The following is an 18543-nucleotide window of genomic DNA, read 5'->3' on the forward strand; positions in this document are numbered from 1 at the left end:
CATGAGCGACCTGACCAGACTGACCGCGACGGAGATCGCCGGCCTGGTGGCGACGGGTGAGACCTCCGCCGTCGAGGTGACCCGGGCCCACCTGGACCGGATCGCCGCCGTCGACGAGCAGGTCCACGCGTTCCTGCACGTCGACACCGAGGGCGCGCTGGCCGCCGCCCGCGCCGTGGACGAGCGCCGGGCCGCCGGCGAGGAGCTGGGCCCGCTCGCGGGCGTGCCGGTCGCGGTCAAGGACGTGCTCACCACCAAGGGCGTGCCGACCACCGTCGGCTCGAAGATCCTGGAGGGCTGGCGCCCGCCGTACGACGCGACGATCGTGCAGCGGCTGCGCGACGCGGGCACGGTGATGCTCGGCAAGACCAACATGGACGAGTTCGCGATGGGCTCCTCCACGGAGTACTCGGCGTACGGCCCGACCCGCAACCCGTGGGACCTCGACCGCATCCCGGGTGGCTCCGGTGGCGGCAGCGCCGCAGCCCTCGCCGCGTACGAGGCCCCGCTGTCGATCGGCTCGGACACCGGCGGCTCGATCCGGCAGCCGGGCGCGGTCACCGGCACGGTCGGCGCGAAGCCCACCTACGGCGGCACCTCCCGCTACGGCCTGGTGGCCTTCTCCTCCTCGCTGGACACCCCCGGCCCGTGCGCCCGTACGGTGCTCGACGCCGCGCTGCTGCACCAGGTCATCGGTGGGCACGACCCGCGCGACTCGACCTCCATCCCGGCCCCGGTGCCGGACGTGGTGGCCGCCGCGAAGCTCGGCGCGACCGGCGACCTGACCGGCGTGAAGCTCGGCGTCGTCACCGAGTTCACCGGTGAGGGCGCGGAGCCGGGTGTGATGGCCGCGTTCCGCGAGTCGGTCGACACGCTGGCCAAGCTGGGCGCCGAGATCGTCGAGGTGTCCTGCCCGCACTTCCGGTACGCGCTGCCGGCGTACTACCTGATCGCGCCGAGCGAGTGCTCCTCCAACCTGGCCCGCTTCGACGGCGTCCGGTTCGGCCTGCGGGTCGGCGACGACGGCAACCGGTCGCTGGAGGAGGTCATGTCGCTGACCCGCGAGGCCGGCTTCGGCCCCGAGGTCAAGCGGCGCATCATGATCGGCACGTACGCGCTCTCCTCGGGCTACTACGACGCCTACTACGGGCAGGCGCAGAAGGTCCGCACCCTGATCACCCGCGACTTCACCGCGGCGTTCGAGCGGGTGGACGCGCTGATCTCGCCGACCACCCCGTTCGTGGCGTTCCCGCTCGGCGCGCGCACCGCCGACCCGTACCAGATGTACCTGGCCGACCTGTTCACCATCCCGACCAACCTGTACGGCGGCCCGGGCATCTCGGTGCCGTGCGGGCTCTCCGACGGTCTCCCCGTCGGCCTTCAGGTGATGGCCCCGACGATGGCGGACGACCGGATGTACCGGGTCGCCGCCGCGCTGGAGTCCGTGGTCGGCACGTTCACCCCACCGGCGCTGTGAGGCAGGAGCTCAGATGACCACGACACTGCCCGCGTACGACGACGTCGTCGCGCGCTACGAACCGGTGATCGGCCTGGAGACCCACGTCGAGCTGGGCACGAACACCAAGATGTTCTGCGGCTGCCCGACCGACTTCGGCGGCGAGCCGAACACCCGGGTCTGCCCGGTCTGCCTGGGCCTGCCGGGCTCGCTGCCGGTGGCCAACAAGGCGGCCATCGAGGCGACCATCCGGATCGGCCTCGCGCTGAACTGCTCGATCGCCGAGTGGTGCCGGTTCGCCCGGAAGAACTACTTCTACCCGGACATGCCGAAGGACTACCAGATCAGCCAGTACGACGAGCCGCTCTGCTTCGACGGCTACCTGGACGTCGAGGTGAACGGCGAGCTGGTGCGGATCGGCATCGAGCGGGTGCACCTGGAGGAGGACACCGGCAAGACGCTGCACGTCGGTGGCGCCACCGGCCGCATCCACGGCGCGACCGAGTCGCTGGTCGACTACAACCGGGCCGGCATCCCGCTGGTGGAGATCGTCACCAAGCCGGTTCCCGGCACCGGCGCGTTGGCGCCGGAGGTGGCCCGGGCGTACGTCACCGAGCTGCGCGACGTGATCCGCTCGCTGGGCGTCTCCGACGTGCGGATGGAGGAGGGGTCGCTGCGCTGCGACGTCAACACCTCCCTCAACCTGCCGGGCGAGGAGTGGGGCACCCGCACCGAGACCAAGAACGTCAACTCGCTGCGGTCGGTCGAGCGGGCGGTCCGCTCGGAGATGCTGCGCCAGGCGGCCGTGCTCGACGCCGGCGGCAAGATCACCCAGGAGACCCGGCACTTCCACGAGGACACCGGCGACACCACCCCGGGCCGGTCCAAGGAGACCGCCACCGACTACCGGTACTTCCCGGAGCCGGACCTGGTGCCGCTCGCCCCGGACGCGGCCTGGGTGGCCGAGCTGAAGGCCGCGCTGCCGGAGCTGCCGCGGCTGCACCGCCGCCGGCTCCAGCAGGAGTGGGGCCTGTCCGACCTGGACATGCAGTCGGTGCTCAACGCCGGCGCGGTCGAGCTGATCGAGGCCACCGTCGCCGCCGGCGCCACCCCGGCCGCCGCCCGCAAGTGGTGGCTCGGTGAGCTGTCCCGCCGGGCCAACGAGGCGGGCGTGGAGCTGGCCGACGTCGGCGCCACCCCGAAGCAGGTCGCCGAGCTGCAGGGCCTGGTCGACGCCGGCAAGCTCAACGACAAGCTGGCCCGCAGCGTCCTGGAGGGCGTGGTGGCCGGCGAGGGCTCGCCGACCGAGATCATGACCAACCGGGGCCTGGAGGTCGTCTCCGACACCGGCGCGCTCACCGCCGCCGTGGACGAGGCGATCGCCGCCAACCCCGACATCGCCGAGAAGGTCCGCAGCGGCAAGGTCGCCGCGGCCGGCGCGCTGGTCGGCGCGGTCATGAAGACCACCCGTGGCCAGGCCGACGCCAAGACCGTCCGTGAGCTGATCCTGGAGCGCCTCGGCGCCCAGGGCTGAGTCCCACCGCCGGTGGCCGCCGTCCGACCGGCGGCGGCCACCGGCCCTTTCTTCGGGTACGCGGCCACCCCGCACCCCTCGTGAGGGCGTCAACGGCGACGCCCGGATGGAGTCACCGTGAACCAGCACGACCTCGACGTCCTCGACGAGATCCAGCGGCGGGTGCTCTGGCTCGCCACCCGCATCGTCGACGCGGCCAACCACGACCGGGACACCGGTGACGGGGTGAAGGTCGGCGGCCACCAGGCGTCCAGCGCGTCGCTGGTCACCGCGATGACCGCGCTCTGGTTCGCGCACCTGGACGCCGAGGACCGGGTGGCGGTCAAGCCGCACGCCTCGCCGGTCTTCCACGCCGTGCAGTACCTGCTGGGCAACCTGGACCGGTCGTACCTGACGAAGCTGCGCTCGCGCGGTGGGCTCCAGTCGTACCCGTCGCGGACCAAGGACCCGGACGAGGTCGACTTCTCCACCGGCTCGGTCGGGCTCGGCGCGGCCGCGCCGCTCTTCGCCGCGGTCACCCGCCGCTACGTCGACGCCCACTTCGGGGCCCGCCCGCACTCCCGGTTCATCGCGTTGATCGGCGACGCCGAACTGGACGAGGGCAACATCTGGGAGGCGGTCGCCGACCCGGCCACCACCGGCCTGGGCAACGTGATGTGGCTCGTCGACTTCAACCGGCAGTCGCTGGACCGGGTCGTCCCGGGCATCCGGATCAACCAGTGGCGCGGCCAGTTCGAGGCCGCCGGCTGGCACGTCGTCGAGGTCAAGTACGGCCGCAAGCTCGCCGAGGCGTACGCCCGGCCGGGCGGTGAGGCGCTGCGCGACTGGATCGACCGGATGCCCAACGAGCAGTACCAGTCGCTGTTCGGGCTGGCCGGGCCGGCGCTGCGCAAGCAGTTCCTCGACGGCGCGCCGGCCGAGGTGTCCGCCTTCGTCGCCGACATCGCCGACGACGACCTCGGCCCGCTCGTGACCGACCTGGGCGGGCACGACCTGGAGGCGATGCTCGACGCGTACGCGCAGTGCGACGCGGTCACCGACCGGCCCAGCGTGGTCTTCGCGTACACGGTGAAGGGCTGGGGGCTGCCGATCGCCGGCAACCCGCGCAACCACTCGGCGCTGCTCAGCACCGAGCAGGTCGACGCGCTGCGCGCCGCGCACGGGCTGACCGTGGAGACCGAATGGGACCGCCTCGACCCGGCGAGCCCGGCCGGAATCCGGGCCGGCGAGCGGCGGGAGGCGCTGTCCCGCGCGCCGCGCGAGCGGGCGCTGGGGGTCACCGTCCCGGAGACCACGAAGGTACGCGCCACCAAGCCCGTCTCCACCCAGGAGGTCTTCGGCCGGGTCCTGGTCGACCTGGCCCGCGATCCGCAGGTCGCGCCCTACCTGGTGACCACCGCCCCGGACGTGGCGACCTCCACCAACCTCGCCGGGTTCATCAACAAGACCGGCGTCTTCGCCCCCACCGAGCAGCGCTCCTGGACCGAGGACCGGATGCTGCGCTGGACGGAGAGCCCCGCCGGGCAGCACATCGAGCTGGGCATCTCGGAGATGAACCTGTTCCTGCTGCTCGGGCAGCTCGGCCTGTCGTGGGACCTGTCCGGGCAGCCGCTGCTGCCGGTCGGCACGGTCTACGACCCGTTCGTGCTGCGCGGCCTGGACGCGTTCCTCTACGGCACCTACTCCGGCTCCCGGTTCGTGGTCGCCGGCACCCCGTCGGGCATCACCCTCGCCCCGGAGGGGGGCGCCCACCAGTCGACCATCACCGCCTCGGTCGGCCTGGAACTGCCCGGCGTCACCTTCATCGAGCCGGCGTACGCCGCCAGCCTCGACTGGCTGCTCTGCGACGCGCTCGGGCAGATCGCCGGCGGGTCGACGCCGGCCGCCACCGCCGCGCCGGCCGAGGACGGGGCGTACTACTTCCGGCTCAGCACCCGGCCGATCGACCAGGCGCCGTTCGAGGCGGCCCGGGCCCGGATCTCCGACGCCGTGCTGCGGCGGCAGGTGGTCGCCGGGGCGTACCGGCTGGTCGACGCGCACCAGGCGTACCCGCACCTGGCCGACGCCCCGGTGGTCACCCTGGCCGGCTCCGGCGCGGTGCTGCCGGAGGTGCTCGCCGCGGCGGTGGAGCTGGCCGAGGAGGGCATCGCCGCGCACGTGGTGGACGTGACCTCGCTCGACCGGCTCTACCGGGCCTGGCAGCGGACGCTGCGCCAGGGCGTGCGGACGGCGACCGTGCCGAGCGTGCCCGGCGCGCTGCGGGCCGCGTTCGGCGACCGCGCCCCGGTGGTCACCGTGCACGACGCTGCCTCGCACGCGATGGCCTGGCTCGGCTCGGCGCTCGGTGTGCCGGCGGTGCCGCTGGGCGTGGACGAGTTCGGCCAGTCCGGCAGCGTCCGTGAGCTGTACGAGCTGCACGACCTGCTGCCCGGCAGCATCGTCAACGCCGCCCTGGCCGCGCTCTCGCTGCGCTGACCGGCTCCGGACGCGTCGCCCGCTCGTCCGGTCGCCCGCTCGTCCGGTCGCCTGCTCGTCCGGTCGCCTGCTCGTCCGGTCCTCCGGTCGGGGGCGGGTCGGTGTCCGGTCAGCGGGTCGGGCTGGGTGAGGGGGACTGCGAGCCGGTGACGGTCGCGCCGGGCGACGGCGACTCCGGGCCGCCCCGGGTCGGGGTGGGGGTGACCGGGACGTCGGCGCCCTTCGCCGGATCGCGGATCACGTGCCGCTCCAGGTTGACCTGCGCCTGCCCGGTGCCGCCGACGGTGATGTCGTCGTATGCCTGCAACTGCTTCTGCTGGTCGAGGTAGAGCACGCTCATCGACAGCGGGGTGGGCTTCTCGCCCTCCAGGCCGCGCAGCCCGGCGCCTCCGGTGGAGCCCTCCACCATCAGCAGGGTGGGCTGCTTGCCGGACACCTGCGGCAGCTTCGACACCTGACGGTCGTGGGTGTGCCCGGCGAGCACCAGCGGGCAGGTGCCCGACAGCGGCCCGGACGAGGCCGGGTCGTGCACCAGCGCGATGTCCACCGGCCGGGGCGAGTTGCGCACCGTGGTGGCGAGCTGCTCGCCGGTGCCGATGACCTGGTCGGCGACCTGCTTGGTCAGGCCGCTGCCGGCCGGTGAGGTCTCCTTGTCCGGGGTGAACCGGGGGTCGCCGATCCCGGCGATGGTCAGCCCCGCCACCGTGGTGGTGGAGTTGCTGAGCACGATCGCGTTGGGCTGGCGGGCCACCGCCGCCGCCGTCCGCGCCGAGTCGTGGTTGCCCCGGATGTAGACGTACGGCTTCTTCAGCAGCCCGATCGAGCCGACGAAGGACGCCTCCGGCTCACTGCCCCAGTCGGTGATGTCCCCGGTGTCGATCACCACGTCGATGTTGAACTGCTCCACCACCGTGCGGATGAGCTGCCAGCCGGTCGGGTTCAGGTGCATGTCGGAGACGTGCAGCACCCGGGTGGTCCCGGGCGCGGGCTCGTAGACCGGCAGCGCCGACACCGTGGTGTAGAGCTTGCTCACGTTGCCCACCACGCGCTGGAGCTGCTCGGCGTACTTGGTGTAGTCGTTGGCGATCCGACGGGCGTCACCGACGATCGCCGGCGCGTTGACCAGCAGCCCCTCGTACCGGGGCTCCTCGATCGCCTCCGGACGCACGGTGCTCGCGGCCAGCCCGAGGCTGCCGGCGGTGACCGCCAGCGCGAGCCCCGCCGACCAGGCGGTGCGGCGGGTGTCCCGGAAGACCAGCGCGGCCAGCACGAGCGTGACCAGCACGACCGCGCCGAGGGTACGCAGCGCGAGCCGGATGACCCCGTCCCGGACGTCCTGGACGGCGGACTGGCTGGCCCGGCTGATGCTCGCCGGGTCGTCGATCAGCGCCTCGGTCTTGCGCTGGTCCAGCGCGCCCAGGCCGACGGTGAGGTGGGTCGGTCCGTCGTGGCTGTCCAGTTGCAGGGCGCCCAGCGGGGGGATGTCGACCGTGGTGCTGCCCTGGACCGCCGGGACGAGGGTCAGGTCGGCCCGGAACGGTCCGATGTCGGTGTTGACCCGGCCACCGGCCAGCACCCCGATCACGGCGCCGGCGAGGGCGACCAGGACCACCGCGGCGACCACGCCGACCCGCCGCAGCCGGCCGGACCGGCCCGCCTGTCGCGTCCAGGGCCACCGGCGACGCTCACGCCGGGTCGGGGTCTCGTCGACCCCGGGCCCGCGCTGCTCGTTCTCCTGACCGTCCATGCTGAGATTCTGACCTGCCCGATGGGGGATCTTGGCAAACCCGGCGGACGCCGGCCCGATCCGCAGGCTCACCGGCGTGTCGGGCCACCGGCGTGACCGGGGTCAGCTCCGCCCGGCGCCGCCGTCGGCGAAGACCAGCCGCAGCAGCCGGTCGTCCTCCGGCACCGGCCGGCCCCGCCCGTCGTGGTTGGAGGTGGACACCCAGATCGAGCCGTCGGGGGCGGCGGCGACCGCCCGCAACCGGCCGTACCGACCGGTCAGCAGCTCGCGCGGCTGCCCGAGCACGGTGCCGGTGTCGGTCAGCTCGACCACCCACAGCCGCTGCCCACGCAGGCACGCGGCGACCAGCAGCCGGTCCACCGTGGTCAGCCCGGAGCAGGACGCCTCCGAGGTCCGCCACTGCACGATCGGGTCCACGTACCGCTTGTCGCCGGCCTGACCCTCGACGGTCGGCCAGCCGTAGTTGCCACCGGCGTTGATCCGGTTGATCTCGTCCCAGGTGTTCTGGCCGAACTCGGTGGCGTACATCCGCTTGCCGGCGTCCCAGGCCATGCCCTGCACGTTGCGGTGCCCCAGCGACCAGACCGGCGAGCCGGGGAACGGGTTGCCGGGGGCCGGCTTGCCGTCCGGGGTGATCCGCAGGATCTTGCCGCCCAGGTTCTTGCGGTCCTGCGACGCGTCCCGGTCGCCGGCGTCGCCGGTGCTGACGTAGAGCTGCCCGTCCGGGCCGAAGGCCAGCCCGCCGCCGTCGTGGTTGCCGGCCCTGGGGATGCCGGTGAGGATCGGCGTCGGCGTCGCGCCCAGCTTCAGCCGGGCCACCCGGTTGTCCCGCTCGGTGGTGTAGTAGACGAAGACCGTCTCGTCCTTGGCGTACCCGGGGGAGACGGCGATGCCGAGCAGCCCCGCCTCACCACCGGCGGCCACGTCGGGCACCGTCTGCACCGGAGCGACCCGCAGCCCGTCCGGCCCGGACTCCGGGCCGACCTTGAGGATCCGGCCGCTGTCCCGTTCGGTGACCAGCGCCCCGCCGTCGGGCAGGAACGCGATGCCCCACGGCACCCGCAAACCCTTGGCCAGGACGGTGGCGACCACCTGCTGTCCGGCGCCGCCGGGGCTGGCCGAGCTCGACGGGGTCGGCAGGTTGGGCGGTTCGCCGGCCGGGTCGGGCTCCGGCGGGCCGAAGCTGCATCCGGAGACGGCCAGCAGCAGCGCCGCGCAGGACGCCGCCAGCGCCGCGCGGTGGCGGCCGGTGCGGGGGTACGGGGGACGGACGCTCACCCGGCCCAGCCTAGCCCGGGAAACCGGACTTCCCGCCCCGCTGACGCCTCCCGGCCGGCGCCGTCCCGCTCAGCGGACCCGGACGGCCAGCAGCGCGACGTCGTCCTCCCGCCGCTGATGGCTGCCGAGCAGCAGGTCGCAGAGTTCGGCGAGCGGGAGCCGGGCGGTGCCGGCGAGCAGGTCCACCAGCTCGGCCAGGGTCTCGTCGATCGGTCGGTCCCGGCGTTCCACCAACCCGTCGGTGTAGAGCAGCAGGGTGTCCCCGACCGCCAGGGACGACCGCCGGCTGGTGCGCCGGGAGGGCCGGGTCAGCCCGAGCAACGGCTCGCGTGGTCCGCCCAGGGTGCGTACGGCCCCGTCGGCGGTGACCACCAGCGGCGGCGGGTGCCCGGCGTTGCACCAGCTGACCGCCAGCCCACCGGCGCCCGGGCTGAGCCGGGCCAGGATAGCGGTGACCGCGGCCGGGATGCGCAGCCCGGAGATCGCCGCGTCCAGCCGGCTCATCTGCTCGTGCACCGGGTCGGTCCGGCCGAAGGTGTCCCCGCGTACCAGGTTGCGCACCTGGCCCATGGTCGCGGCGGCCTCGATGTCGTGGCCGGCGACGTCGCCGATCGCCACCATCAGGTCCCCGTCGGGCTGCACGAAGGCGTCGTACCAGTCGCCGCCGACCTCGACCCGGTCGGCCACCGGCTGGTAGCGGGCGGCCAGCTCGGCCATCGGGCTCTCCGGCAGCGAGGGCAGCATGCTGTGCTGGAGCACCTCGGCGACGTGCCGCTGCTCGCCGTACATCCAGCTGTTGCCGACCGCCTGCCCGGCGCGGCGGCCGATCTCCACCGCGGTACGCAGGTCGCTGTCGTCGAAGGGCCGCCGGCCGGCCCCGTTGACCAGCGTGACGGTGCCCATCACGTCCGTGCCGCCGGACACCGGCACCGGCACCGTCAGGTGGGAGGCGAAGCCCAGCCGTTCGGCGAGCGCGATCATCTCCGGGTCGTCGGTGGCCCGCTTCAGGTCCTCCGGGGTGGCCTCGCCGCCGAGGACGGGCTGCCCGGTGCGCAGCACCGTCCGGGTGACCGAGTGGCTGCTGAGCCGGGTGGTCATCAGGTCGGCGAACCGGGCCACCCCGGCGGTGTGCGCCGGGTCGCGGTGCACGCCGGTGGCGCGGCGCGGCTGCCGGGACCGGTCGACCAGGGTCACCAGCGCCCAGTCGGCCAGCAGCGGCACCACCGCCTCGGCCAGCCGGCTGACCGCCGTGTCGACGTCCAGCGTGCCGCTGAGGATCTCGCTCAACCCGGCCAGCAGCTCCAGCCGGTCGTGCGCCTCCTCGGCGCGCCGCCGGGCCTCCTCGGCGCCGTCCAGCGCGATCCGCAGCCGCAGCTCCGACGAGCAGGCGGCGGCCAGGTCGGTGAGGGTCCGCAGCTGCGTGGCGGTCCAGGTCCGGGGCTTGCTGTCGATGGCGCACAGCGAGCCGAGCACCCGGCCATCGAGGTCGGTCAGCGGGATGCCCGCGTACGCGACGACGCCCAGCTCGGCGATGGCGAGGTTCTGCCGCACCCGGGGGTAGAGCCGGGCGTCCGGCAGCACCATCGGGATCTCCAGGTCCACCACGTGCTGGCAGAACGAGTGGCTCAGCGGGGTCTCCCGGCGTCCCGCCCACGGCTCCGGCAGGCCGACCGCGCCGGGGAAGAACTGCCGGGTGTCGGTGACCAGGGAGACCAGCGCGACCGGCACGTCGAGCAGGTCGCTGACCAGCCGGGCGAAGCGCTCGAACGCCTCGTCGGGAACGGCGTCCAGCCCGGTGTCGGCCAGCGACCGGAGCCGGCCCGGGTCGCCGAGCGCGGGAAGGTCGGTCGCGGGCGGCCGGTCGGCTCCCGGGGGGCGCTCGCTCATCGGCCTCCTGTCCGCGTGCGTACGGGACACCGATCGGCGTTCCGGAGACCGCTTATACCCACCTCGGTCGCCGCGCCACCACGGATGGCGGAGGCGGGAGCGCGGAGGCCGGGCCGGCCGCTATCGTCGGCGGGCGTGAAGGTATGGATCCCGCACCCGGCCGGAGTCGGACTGCTCGGCGAGGTGCCCTCGGGCGTCACCGTCGAGCCCTGGACGGACCCGGCGGCGCCCCCGTCGGACCCGGCCGGCGTGCGGTTCTGGGTGCCGCCGTTCCTGGGCGGCGGGGACGCCGCGGCGATGCTGGCCCGGCTGCCCGACCTGGCGGTCGTGCAGCTGCTCTCCGCCGGGGCGGACGCCTGGGCCGGGCACGTCCCGGACGGCGTGACGCTCTGCGACGCGCGGGGCGTGCACGACGCCGGCACCGCCGAGTGGGTGGTCGCCGCGATCCTGGCCCAGCTGCGCAACTTCCCCGCGATGGCGCGCGCCCAGGCCCGCCGCGAGTGGGCGTACGCCGACGTCGCCCCGACCGACGAGCTGATCGGCAAGCGGGTGCTGATCGTCGGCGCGGGTTCGATCGGCGCGGCGGTGCAGGCCCGGCTGGCCCCGTTCGACGTCGAGTTCACGCTGGTCGCCCGCACCGCCCGCCCCGCCGAAGGGGTGCACGGGACCGACGAGCTGCCCCGGCTGCTCCCGGCGGCCGACGTGGTGGTCCTGCTGGTGCCGCTGACCGGGGCCACCCGGGGGATGGTGGACGAGACGTTCCTCGCCGCGATGCCGGACGGCGCGCTGCTGGTCAACGCCGCCCGGGGGCCGGTGGCGCGGACCGAGGCGCTGGTCGCCGAGCTGGCGAGCGGCCGGCTGCGCGCCGCGCTGGACGTGACCGACCCGGAGCCGCTGCCGGCGGAGCACCCGCTGTGGGAGTTGCCGAACGTGCTGCTGACCCCGCACGTCGCCGGTTCGGTACGCGGGCTGCTGCCCCGGGCGTACCGGCTGGTCGGGGCGCAGCTGCGCCGGTTCGCGGCCGGCGAGCCGCTGGTCAACACGGTGGTGGACGGCTACTGAGCGGCACGTTCAGCTGCTGCCGGGCAGGCTCTGACCGGTGGCCTCGACGAGCCGGGGGAGGTCGCTGCCGCGTACCGCCGGCAGGAGTACCTGCTGCCCGTCGTCGAGCCGGGCGACGGCCCGACCGCGCGGATCGGTGGCCAGCGCGACGACCCGTTCCCACGGGATCCGCCGGCCCCCGGCGAGCGCGGTCAGCCGCAGCTCACGGGCGTCGGCCTCGGTGCCGCCCCGCCACGCCCAGACGGCGACGGCGAGCGGGACCAGCAGCACCGGCAGCAGGTACCACTCGGCGGTGGCCAGCGGCAGCGCCCCGATCAGGGCGACGATCGCCGCGACCAGGACGGCCTGGTGGTTCCGGAAGCGGATGGTGTCGGTGCGACTCACCCTCCGATGATCCCACCCCCGGGCCGGGCGTGGGCCCACGGGCGTCCGGACGGTGACGGCCACCATGTCGGAGTGACCTGGGTCACTTCGCGCAGGCGTAACCGACGTGCCGATCGGTCGTTGGCGGGGATGGCGTCTGTCGGATATCCGTCGGCGCCACGCACCGCCGCACCGCCCCGTGTCCCCCTCACGAAGGCGACCGCCGTGCCCTACGCGTACCTCGTCCGTCGTCCGCCGCCCGCGGTGGCCGCCCTGCTGGCGGTGACCGTGTCGCTGATGGGAGCCGCCCTGGCCGGCGCCCTCCCACCGCTGGCCGCCACGACGCTGGCCGGTGCGGCCGGCTGCGCCCTGGCCGGGGTCCGGCTCTCCCGGTCGGCCGCCGCCCGGGGCCGGGACCGGGCGGCCCGGCGCCGTCGCCGGGCCGCCGCCCTGCTCGACACCGCCGTGCTGGTCGTCGGCCTGAGCGTGGCCGTCCTGCCGCTGGCCGCCCCGCCGCAGCGTCCGGACGTGGCGGCGGCCGGCCTGCTCGCCGCGACCGGGCTGTACGGCGTCGGCCTGCTCGCGCTGCCCGGGCACTCCCGCCTGGCGCCCCGGGTCCGGCTGCGGCGGACCGTCGACGCGCTCGGCCTCGGCACCGCCCTGGTCTTCGCCGGCTGGGTGCTGCTGCCGCCCGGCGAGGTGCCGCCGGTGGTCCGGCTGGTGACCGTGGTCGGCGCGGCCGGGCTGGCCGGGCTGCTGGTGAGCGCGCTCGCCGAGCGCCGACGTCGACCCGGTGCGGCGCTCTGCCGGGCGGGCGCGGCCGCCGCCCTGCTCGGCCTGGCCGACCTGGTGGTGCTGCTGACCTACCGGGCGCCGCAGCCGGCGACGCTGACCGCGGCGCCGTTCCTGCTGGCCGGCGCGCTGCTCACCGCGGCCGGGATGGCCCGGGTCGCGGCCGGCGACCCGCCGCGCGGCGGTGGACCGGCGGCGGCCTGGCCACGGGTGACCGCGCCGGCGGCGGTGGCCACCCTGGCCGCCGGGCACCACCTCTGGGCCGTCGGCAGCTTCACCCCGACCGCCGTCCTGCTCGGGCTGGCGGTGATCCCGCCGCTGATCGCCCGGGAACTGATCACCGCCGCCGACAACCGGGACCAGGAGCGGCGGCTGGCCGCCCGGGAGGCGCACTTCCGGGCGCTGGTCTCCGGCGGCCGGGACCTGATCCTGATCCTCGACGACGAGCTGCGGGTGCGCTGGCTCTCCGCGGCCGGCGCGCGCTGGTTCGGGCTGCGCGACGACGAGGTGCGCGGTCGCCGCCTCGCCGACCTGCTGCACCCCGACGACGCGCCGGGCGCGCTGGCCTGCCTCGCCGCCGATCCGGCCGGGGCCCGGCCGCCCCTGCTGGTGGCCCGGATGGCCGCCGGCGACGGCGGCTGGCGGGAGACCGAGGCGACCGTGAGCGACCAGCGCGGGGTGCCCGAGGTCGGCGCGGTGGTGCTGCACGTGCGCGACATCGGCGAACGCCGCCGGCTGGAGCGGGAGGTGCGCCGGCTCGCCGCCACCGACCAGCTCACCGGCCTGGCCAACCGCAGCGAGCTGCTCCGCTCGCTGGGCGCGCGGCAGGGGCAGCGGGGCGGCGCGCTGCTCCTGGTGGAGCTGCACGGCCTCGGCGCGGTCGCCGACGGCGCGGGGCCGGCGGTGGGGGACGCCCTGCTGGTCACCGCCGCCCGCCGGCTGCGCGACGTGGTCGGCCCCCGCGATCTGGTGGCGCGGGTCGCCGGGGAGGAGTTCGCCGTCCTGACCGACGCCGGCCCGGTCCCGGCGTACGCGATGGGCGGCCGGCTGGTGGCCGCGCTGGCGGAGCCCTGTCCGGTGCCCGGGGAGCTGGTCCGGCTGCGGGTGAGCGTCGGCCTGGCCGAGCTGGCCGGGGCCGGCCCGGAGGACGTCCTGCGCCAGGCGGATCTCGCCCGGCGGCGGGCCGCGCAGCTCGGCCGCAACCGCGTCGAGTGGTACGACGCCTACCTGGAGGAGCAGCTGGTCCGCCGGCTGGACCTGGAGCGGGAGCTGCCCGGGGCGGTCGCCCGGGGCGAGCTGGACCTGGTCTACCAGCCGGTGCTCGGGCTGGCCGACCGGCTGCCGGTGGGGACGGAGGCGTTGCTGCGCTGGCGCAGTCCGGTGCTGGGCACCGTGCTCCCGGCCGAGCTGCTGCCGGTCGCCGAGGACCTGGACCTCCTCGGGGACCTGGGATGGTGGGTGCTGGACCAGGCCTGCCGGCAGCTCGCCGGCTGGTCGACCGGGGGCCGTGACCTGTGGATGGCGGTCAACGTGACGCCGCGTGAGCTGCTTGCGCCGGACTTCCTGCCCCGGGTGGCCTCGATCCTGGCCGGGCACGGCGTACCGGCCGACCGGCTGGTGGTCGAGGTGGCCGAGCCGCGTCTCGGCGCCGAGCTGCCCACCGTGGTGGCCCGGCTGGCCGGGCTGCGGTCGCTGGGCGTGCGGACGGCGCTGGACGACTTCCGGGCCGAGCAGGCGTCCCTGGCACAGCTGCGCCGGCTCCCGATCGACCTGCTCAAGATCGGCCCGGAGCTGGTGGAGCCGTCGGACGAGCCGCGACGGCCGCTGATCGACGTGGTGGTCAGCCTCGGCGAGCGGCTCGGGCTCTCGGTGGTGGTGGAGGAGTTGGAGTCGGAGGCCGACGTCGAGCGGGCCCGCCGGGCGGGCTGCCGGTACGGCCAGGGCTTCGCGCTGGCCCGTCCGGCCACCGCCGAGCGGGTGGAGGCGTTCTTCGAGGAGTTTCCCTCGACGTCGCGCTGACCGGCCCGGCGTTCAGTGATCGCTGAACCGGTTCACCTCTGTCGGGGCGGCGCGGTGCTGCCCCGTGGCGTGAGGTGGGCGGTCTCGTCCTGCAGGCCGGTCACCGGCTCGCCCGCGATGACCGCCAGCAGCTGGCGGGCGGCGTGCGCGCCGTACGCCGGGATGTCCCGCCCGAGCGCGGTCAGCGGCGGGTGCACCAGCTGGCAGAGCGGAGAGTCGTCCCAGGCCACGATCGACAGGTCGCCCGGGACGGCGAGCCCCATCTCCTGGGCGACCGAGAGCCCGGCGATCGCCATCACGTCGTTGTCGTAGATGACCGCGGTGGGCCGGTTGGCGGAGCTGAGCAGGCGCCGGGTGGCCCGGGCCCCCTCCTCGCCGGTGTAGTCCGACCAGACGGTGACCGCCTCGTCGAGCCCGAGCCGCCGGCACACCTCGCCGAAGGCGTCGGTGCGGATCTCGGTGTGCAGCAGCGAGGGCAACCCGCCGACCCGGGCGATCCGCCGGTGCCCGAGCGCCACCAGGTACTCCACCGTCTCCACCAGCGCCGCCGCGTCGTCGGACCAGACGCTGGTCAGGCTGCCCGTGTGCCCCGGCCCGCCGATCACCACCGCCGGCAGTTGCAGCTCCTCCAGGGCGGGGATCCGCCGGTCGTCGGTGCGCAGGTCGCAGACGAACACCCCGTCGACCCGGCGCTCGGCCCACCAACGCCGGTAGACCGCGATCTCCGCCTCCTGGTCGGCCACCACCTGCAACGTCAGCGCGTACGACCGGGCGGAGAGTTCCGCCTCGACGCCGCTGATCAGCTCCATGAAGAACGGCTCGATGCCCAGTATCCGGGCCGGCCGGCACAGGGCCAGCCCGACGGCGTTGGCGGTGGCCCCGGAGAGCGCGCGGGCGGCGCTGCTCGGGCTGAAGCCGATCTCGGCGGCGATGGCCAGGATCCGTTGGCGGGTGGCCTCCGAGACCCCGGGCTGTCCGTTGAGCGCGTACGACACCGCGCCCTTGGACACCCCGGCGCGTCGGGCGACGTCGGCGATGGTCGGCCGCTTCACCGGCGTGCTCCTCATTCCTCACGGCCCACGGGCCGGTCCACGGCGCCGGGATCACCGGCGGCCCTCACGCTATCGCGACCCGGCCCGGGTGGTTGCCCGGGCCGGGTGTGGCGCTGAACCGTCGTGCTGAACGGTTGCTTGCGCGGTTAAGCCTACGGCTTCACCCACCCCCCAGCGCCACCCCGGTACGCCGTGATTTGCGCGAGAGAGCGCTTCACCACGCATGGTCGCGCTCCCAGGATCGCCGCAGGGTTACGGGACGGCCACGGCGTTAACCGGCCGTTGACAGGCCCATGGTCGGCCCGTACGGTGGCCTCACTTATCCGGTTCAGTCAACGTCTCTCGATGTCGGGAGCGTTTCCAGTTTGCGCGGAGGATGACATGAAACGGTCCTGGACCCACTGGGCCCGCGTGGCGGTGGCCGGCGCCGCCAGCCTGGTCATGGTCGCGGCGTGCAGCGGCAGGAGCACCAGCGACGACGCCGACTCCGGTGGCGCCGTCACCCTGAAAATCAACTTCTGGGGCGACTTCGGGCTCCAGGACCTCAAGACCAAGTACGAGGCCGCGAACCCGAACGTCAAGATCCAGCTCAACTCGGGCGAGTACAACGCCCAGCACGAGGACCTGCAGAAGAAGCTGGTGGCCGGCAACGGCGCCGCCGACATCGCGGCGATCGACGAGGGCTTCATGGTCCAGTTCCGCGGTCAGGCCGACAAGTTCGTCAACCTGCTCGACAAGGGCGCCGGGTCGTACGAGAGCAAGTACCTGCCCTGGAAGTGGAAGCAGTCGCTGTCGGCCGACGGCAAGACCCAGATCGGTCTCGGCACCGACGTCGGCGGCCTGGCCATGTGCTACCGCACCGACCTGTTCCAGGCCGCCGGGCTGCCCACCGACCGCGACCAGGTCTCCGCCCTCTGGCCCACCTGGGACAAGTTCATCGAGGTCGGTCAGCAGTACACCACCAAGACGAAGAAGAAGTTCGTGGACTCGGGCACCAACCTGTTCAACCCGATCCTGGGCCAGCAGCAGGTCGGCTTCTACAACGACCAGGAGCAGCTCCAGCTGGAGCAGGGCCCGAAGGTCGCCTTCGACTACACCGTCAAGGCCGTCCAGAGCGGGCTCTCGGCCAACCTGGTCAGCTTCCAGGCCGACTGGGACAAGGGCTTCACCAGCGGTGCCTTCGCCGTCCTGCCCTGCCCGGCGTGGATGCTCGGCCACATCCAGCAGACCGCACCCGGCACCAAGGGCAAGTGGGACATCGCCGCGGTGCCCGGCGGCGGCGGCAACTGGGGTGGCTCCTTCCTGACCATCCCCAAGCAGGGCAAGCACGTCGACGAGGCGTACAAGCTGCTGGAGTGGCTGGTCCAGCCGGAGCAGCAGATCGAGATCTTCAAGAAGGTCGGCAACCTGCCGTCGCAGCCGGCGCTCTACGCCGACCCGGCGATCGCCGAGTTCAAGAACCCGTTCTTCAACGACGCCCCGGTCGGCCAGATCTTCCCCAAGATGGCGCAGGGCCTCACCCCGCAGTACCTGGGCAAGAAGAACGGCCCGACCCGGGTCGCGGTGGAGAACGTCATCCGCCGGGTGGAGAACAGGACCCTCAAGCCGGACGCCGCCTGGGCGGAGGCGGTCAAGGAGGCCGAGAAGGCCGGCAAGTCCTGATCCTCCGGTGACCGGTGGCGGAGCGGGCCCGACCGCTCCGCCACCGCCGGCGGCGGCCAGTCCACCGCCCGGCATCCCGGCGTCCGCCGGTCGAGGCCACCCCGCACCGCCCGTACCCCGTCACCTCTTCGGCCCTGGAGTGTGTCCCATGTCCACCACCCGTGCCGCGCCCGCGCAGTCGCGCCGCCGAGCCGCGCCAGGGCGCGGCGGCTCCGGACCCGACGAGCGGCGGCTCACCTGGCGCAACCGGCTGTACCGCGCCGACATGCGCTACATGCCGTACCTCATGATCGCGCCGTTCTTCCTGCTCTTCCTCGTCTTCGGGCTCTTTCCGCTGGTCTTCAACGGCGTGGTCTCGCTGCGCAACTACCGGCTGGACGACCCGACGCTGCCGTACTGGGCCGGGTTGGAGAACTTCACCCGGCTCGTCGGTGACGAGGACTTCTGGAACGCGCTCTACAACACCTTCGGCATCTTCCTGCTCTCCTCGGTGCCGCAGCTGCTGCTGGCGCTGGTGGTGGCCTCGCTGCTCAACCGCAAGCTGCGCGCGCAGACCTGGTGGCGGGTGGGCATCCTGCTGCCGTACGTGACCCCGATCGTCGCCTCGTCGATGGTGTTCAGCGTCTTCTTCTCCCGCGACTTCGGCATGGCCAACTGGCTGCTCGGCCTGTTCGGCTACGGCAGCCCGGAGGCTCCGATCGACTGGCGGGCCGACAAGCTGCACTCCTGGACCGCCATCGCCACCATGGTCAACTGGAAGTGGATCGGCTACAACGCGCTGCTCTACCTGGCCGCCATGCAGTCCATCCCGCGCGACGTCTACGAGGCGGCGGCGATCGACGGCGCCGGGCCGTGGAAGCAGCTGTGGAAGATCACCGTGCCGATGATCCAGCCGGTCATCGTCTTCACCGTGGTCCTGTCCACCATCGGTGGCCTGCAGCTCTTCACCGAGCCGATGTTGTTCGACCCGAACGCCCAGATCGCGACCGGCGGACCGAACGGCGAGTGGCAGACCATCGCCCAGCTCATCTACAAGGTCGGCTGGAAGGACCTCAACCTCGGCTACGCCGCCGCCATGTCCTGGGCGCTGTTCCTGATCATCCTGGTCGTCGCCGGCATCAACACGCTGCTGACGAACCGTCTCTCGGGAGGCCGTCGGTGAGCGCGAGGAACGCAGCGGAGCGGAGTCCCGCAGTCGCGAACGAAGGTGACGCGG

At 74.0% G+C, this 18543-nt stretch carries 12 protein-coding genes; 7 read left to right on the forward strand and 5 right to left on the reverse strand.

Annotation, left to right across the window (positions count from 1 at the left end; all coding sequences use genetic code 11):
• Window position 1 precedes the first annotated feature (1 nt).
• The 3 genes from gatA (at window position 2) to GA0070614_RS22330 (ending at window position 5465) form a co-directional block, all read left to right on the forward strand.
• Window positions 2-1477, forward strand: a complete 1476-nt coding sequence (gene gatA, locus GA0070614_RS22320) for an Asp-tRNA(Asn)/Glu-tRNA(Gln) amidotransferase subunit GatA (RefSeq protein ID WP_088977796.1) — start codon at window positions 2-4, stop codon at window positions 1475-1477.
• Window positions 1478-1490: 13 nt separating this feature from the next.
• Complete coding sequence (gatB, locus tag GA0070614_RS22325) at window positions 1491-2990, forward strand: Asp-tRNA(Asn)/Glu-tRNA(Gln) amidotransferase subunit GatB (protein ID WP_088977797.1); 1500 nt, start codon at window positions 1491-1493, stop codon at window positions 2988-2990.
• 117 nt (window positions 2991-3107) lie between these two features.
• Entirely contained in the window at window positions 3108-5465 is a 2358-nt protein-coding gene (locus tag GA0070614_RS22330; RefSeq protein WP_088977798.1) for a transketolase-like TK C-terminal-containing protein, read from the forward strand.
• A gap of 109 nt (window positions 5466-5574) precedes the next feature.
• Here GA0070614_RS22330 and GA0070614_RS22335 read toward each other — a convergent pair whose 3' ends face one another.
• From GA0070614_RS22335 to GA0070614_RS22345, 3 genes are all read right to left on the reverse strand, one after another.
• Window positions 5575-7212, reverse strand: coding sequence for a metallophosphoesterase family protein (locus GA0070614_RS22335; RefSeq protein WP_088977799.1), 1638 nt, complete (start codon window positions 7210-7212; stop codon window positions 5575-5577).
• Between the two features lie 102 nt (window positions 7213-7314).
• Window positions 7315-8490 carry a PQQ-dependent sugar dehydrogenase gene (locus GA0070614_RS22340; RefSeq protein ID WP_088977800.1) on the reverse strand — a complete coding sequence of 392 codons (1176 nt, stop codon included), beginning with the start codon at window positions 8488-8490 and terminating at the stop codon, window positions 7315-7317.
• 69 nt (window positions 8491-8559) lie between these two features.
• Window positions 8560-10377 (reverse strand): SpoIIE family protein phosphatase, encoded by a 1818-nt coding sequence (locus tag GA0070614_RS22345; RefSeq protein ID WP_088977801.1) that lies wholly within the window; start codon window positions 10375-10377, stop codon window positions 8560-8562.
• A 135-nt stretch (window positions 10378-10512) separates the two neighbouring features.
• On the opposite strand from GA0070614_RS22345, the gene GA0070614_RS22350 reads away from it, so the two are divergent.
• Window positions 10513-11439 carry a 2-hydroxyacid dehydrogenase gene (locus tag GA0070614_RS22350; protein ID WP_088977802.1) on the forward strand — a complete coding sequence of 309 codons (927 nt, stop codon included), beginning with the start codon at window positions 10513-10515 and terminating at the stop codon, window positions 11437-11439.
• Between the two features lie 9 nt (window positions 11440-11448).
• On the opposite strand, the gene GA0070614_RS22355 is transcribed toward GA0070614_RS22350, so the two are convergent.
• The gene (locus GA0070614_RS22355; protein WP_088977803.1) at window positions 11449-11823 is read right to left on the reverse strand and encodes a PH domain-containing protein; all 375 of its coding nucleotides are present in this window, start codon (window positions 11821-11823) and stop codon (window positions 11449-11451) included.
• Window positions 11824-12027: 204 nt separating this feature from the next.
• Between GA0070614_RS22355 and GA0070614_RS22360 the strand changes: the two genes are divergently transcribed.
• Window positions 12028-14613 carry a GGDEF domain-containing protein gene (locus tag GA0070614_RS22360; RefSeq protein ID WP_231933359.1) on the forward strand — a complete coding sequence of 862 codons (2586 nt, stop codon included), beginning with the start codon at window positions 12028-12030 and terminating at the stop codon, window positions 14611-14613.
• 32 nt (window positions 14614-14645) lie between these two features.
• Here GA0070614_RS22360 and GA0070614_RS22365 read toward each other — a convergent pair whose 3' ends face one another.
• Window positions 14646-15665, reverse strand: a complete 1020-nt coding sequence (locus tag GA0070614_RS22365; protein WP_088977804.1) for a LacI family DNA-binding transcriptional regulator — start codon at window positions 15663-15665, stop codon at window positions 14646-14648.
• 381 nt (window positions 15666-16046) lie between these two features.
• Here GA0070614_RS22365 and GA0070614_RS22370 point away from each other — a divergent pair, with 381 nt between their 5' ends.
• On the forward strand, window positions 16047-17327 hold the full coding sequence (locus GA0070614_RS22370) for an ABC transporter substrate-binding protein (RefSeq protein ID WP_088977805.1): 1281 nt from the start codon (window positions 16047-16049) through the stop codon (window positions 17325-17327).
• A 148-nt stretch (window positions 17328-17475) separates the two neighbouring features.
• Window positions 17476-18489: a carbohydrate ABC transporter permease gene (locus tag GA0070614_RS22375; protein ID WP_088977806.1), complete on the forward strand. Its 1014-nt coding sequence runs from the start codon at window positions 17476-17478 to the stop codon at window positions 18487-18489.
• Window positions 18490-18543: the final 54 nt, after the last annotated feature.

The organism is Micromonospora coxensis (assembly GCF_900090295.1).
Lineage (GTDB): Bacteria > Actinomycetota > Actinomycetes > Mycobacteriales > Micromonosporaceae > Micromonospora > Micromonospora coxensis.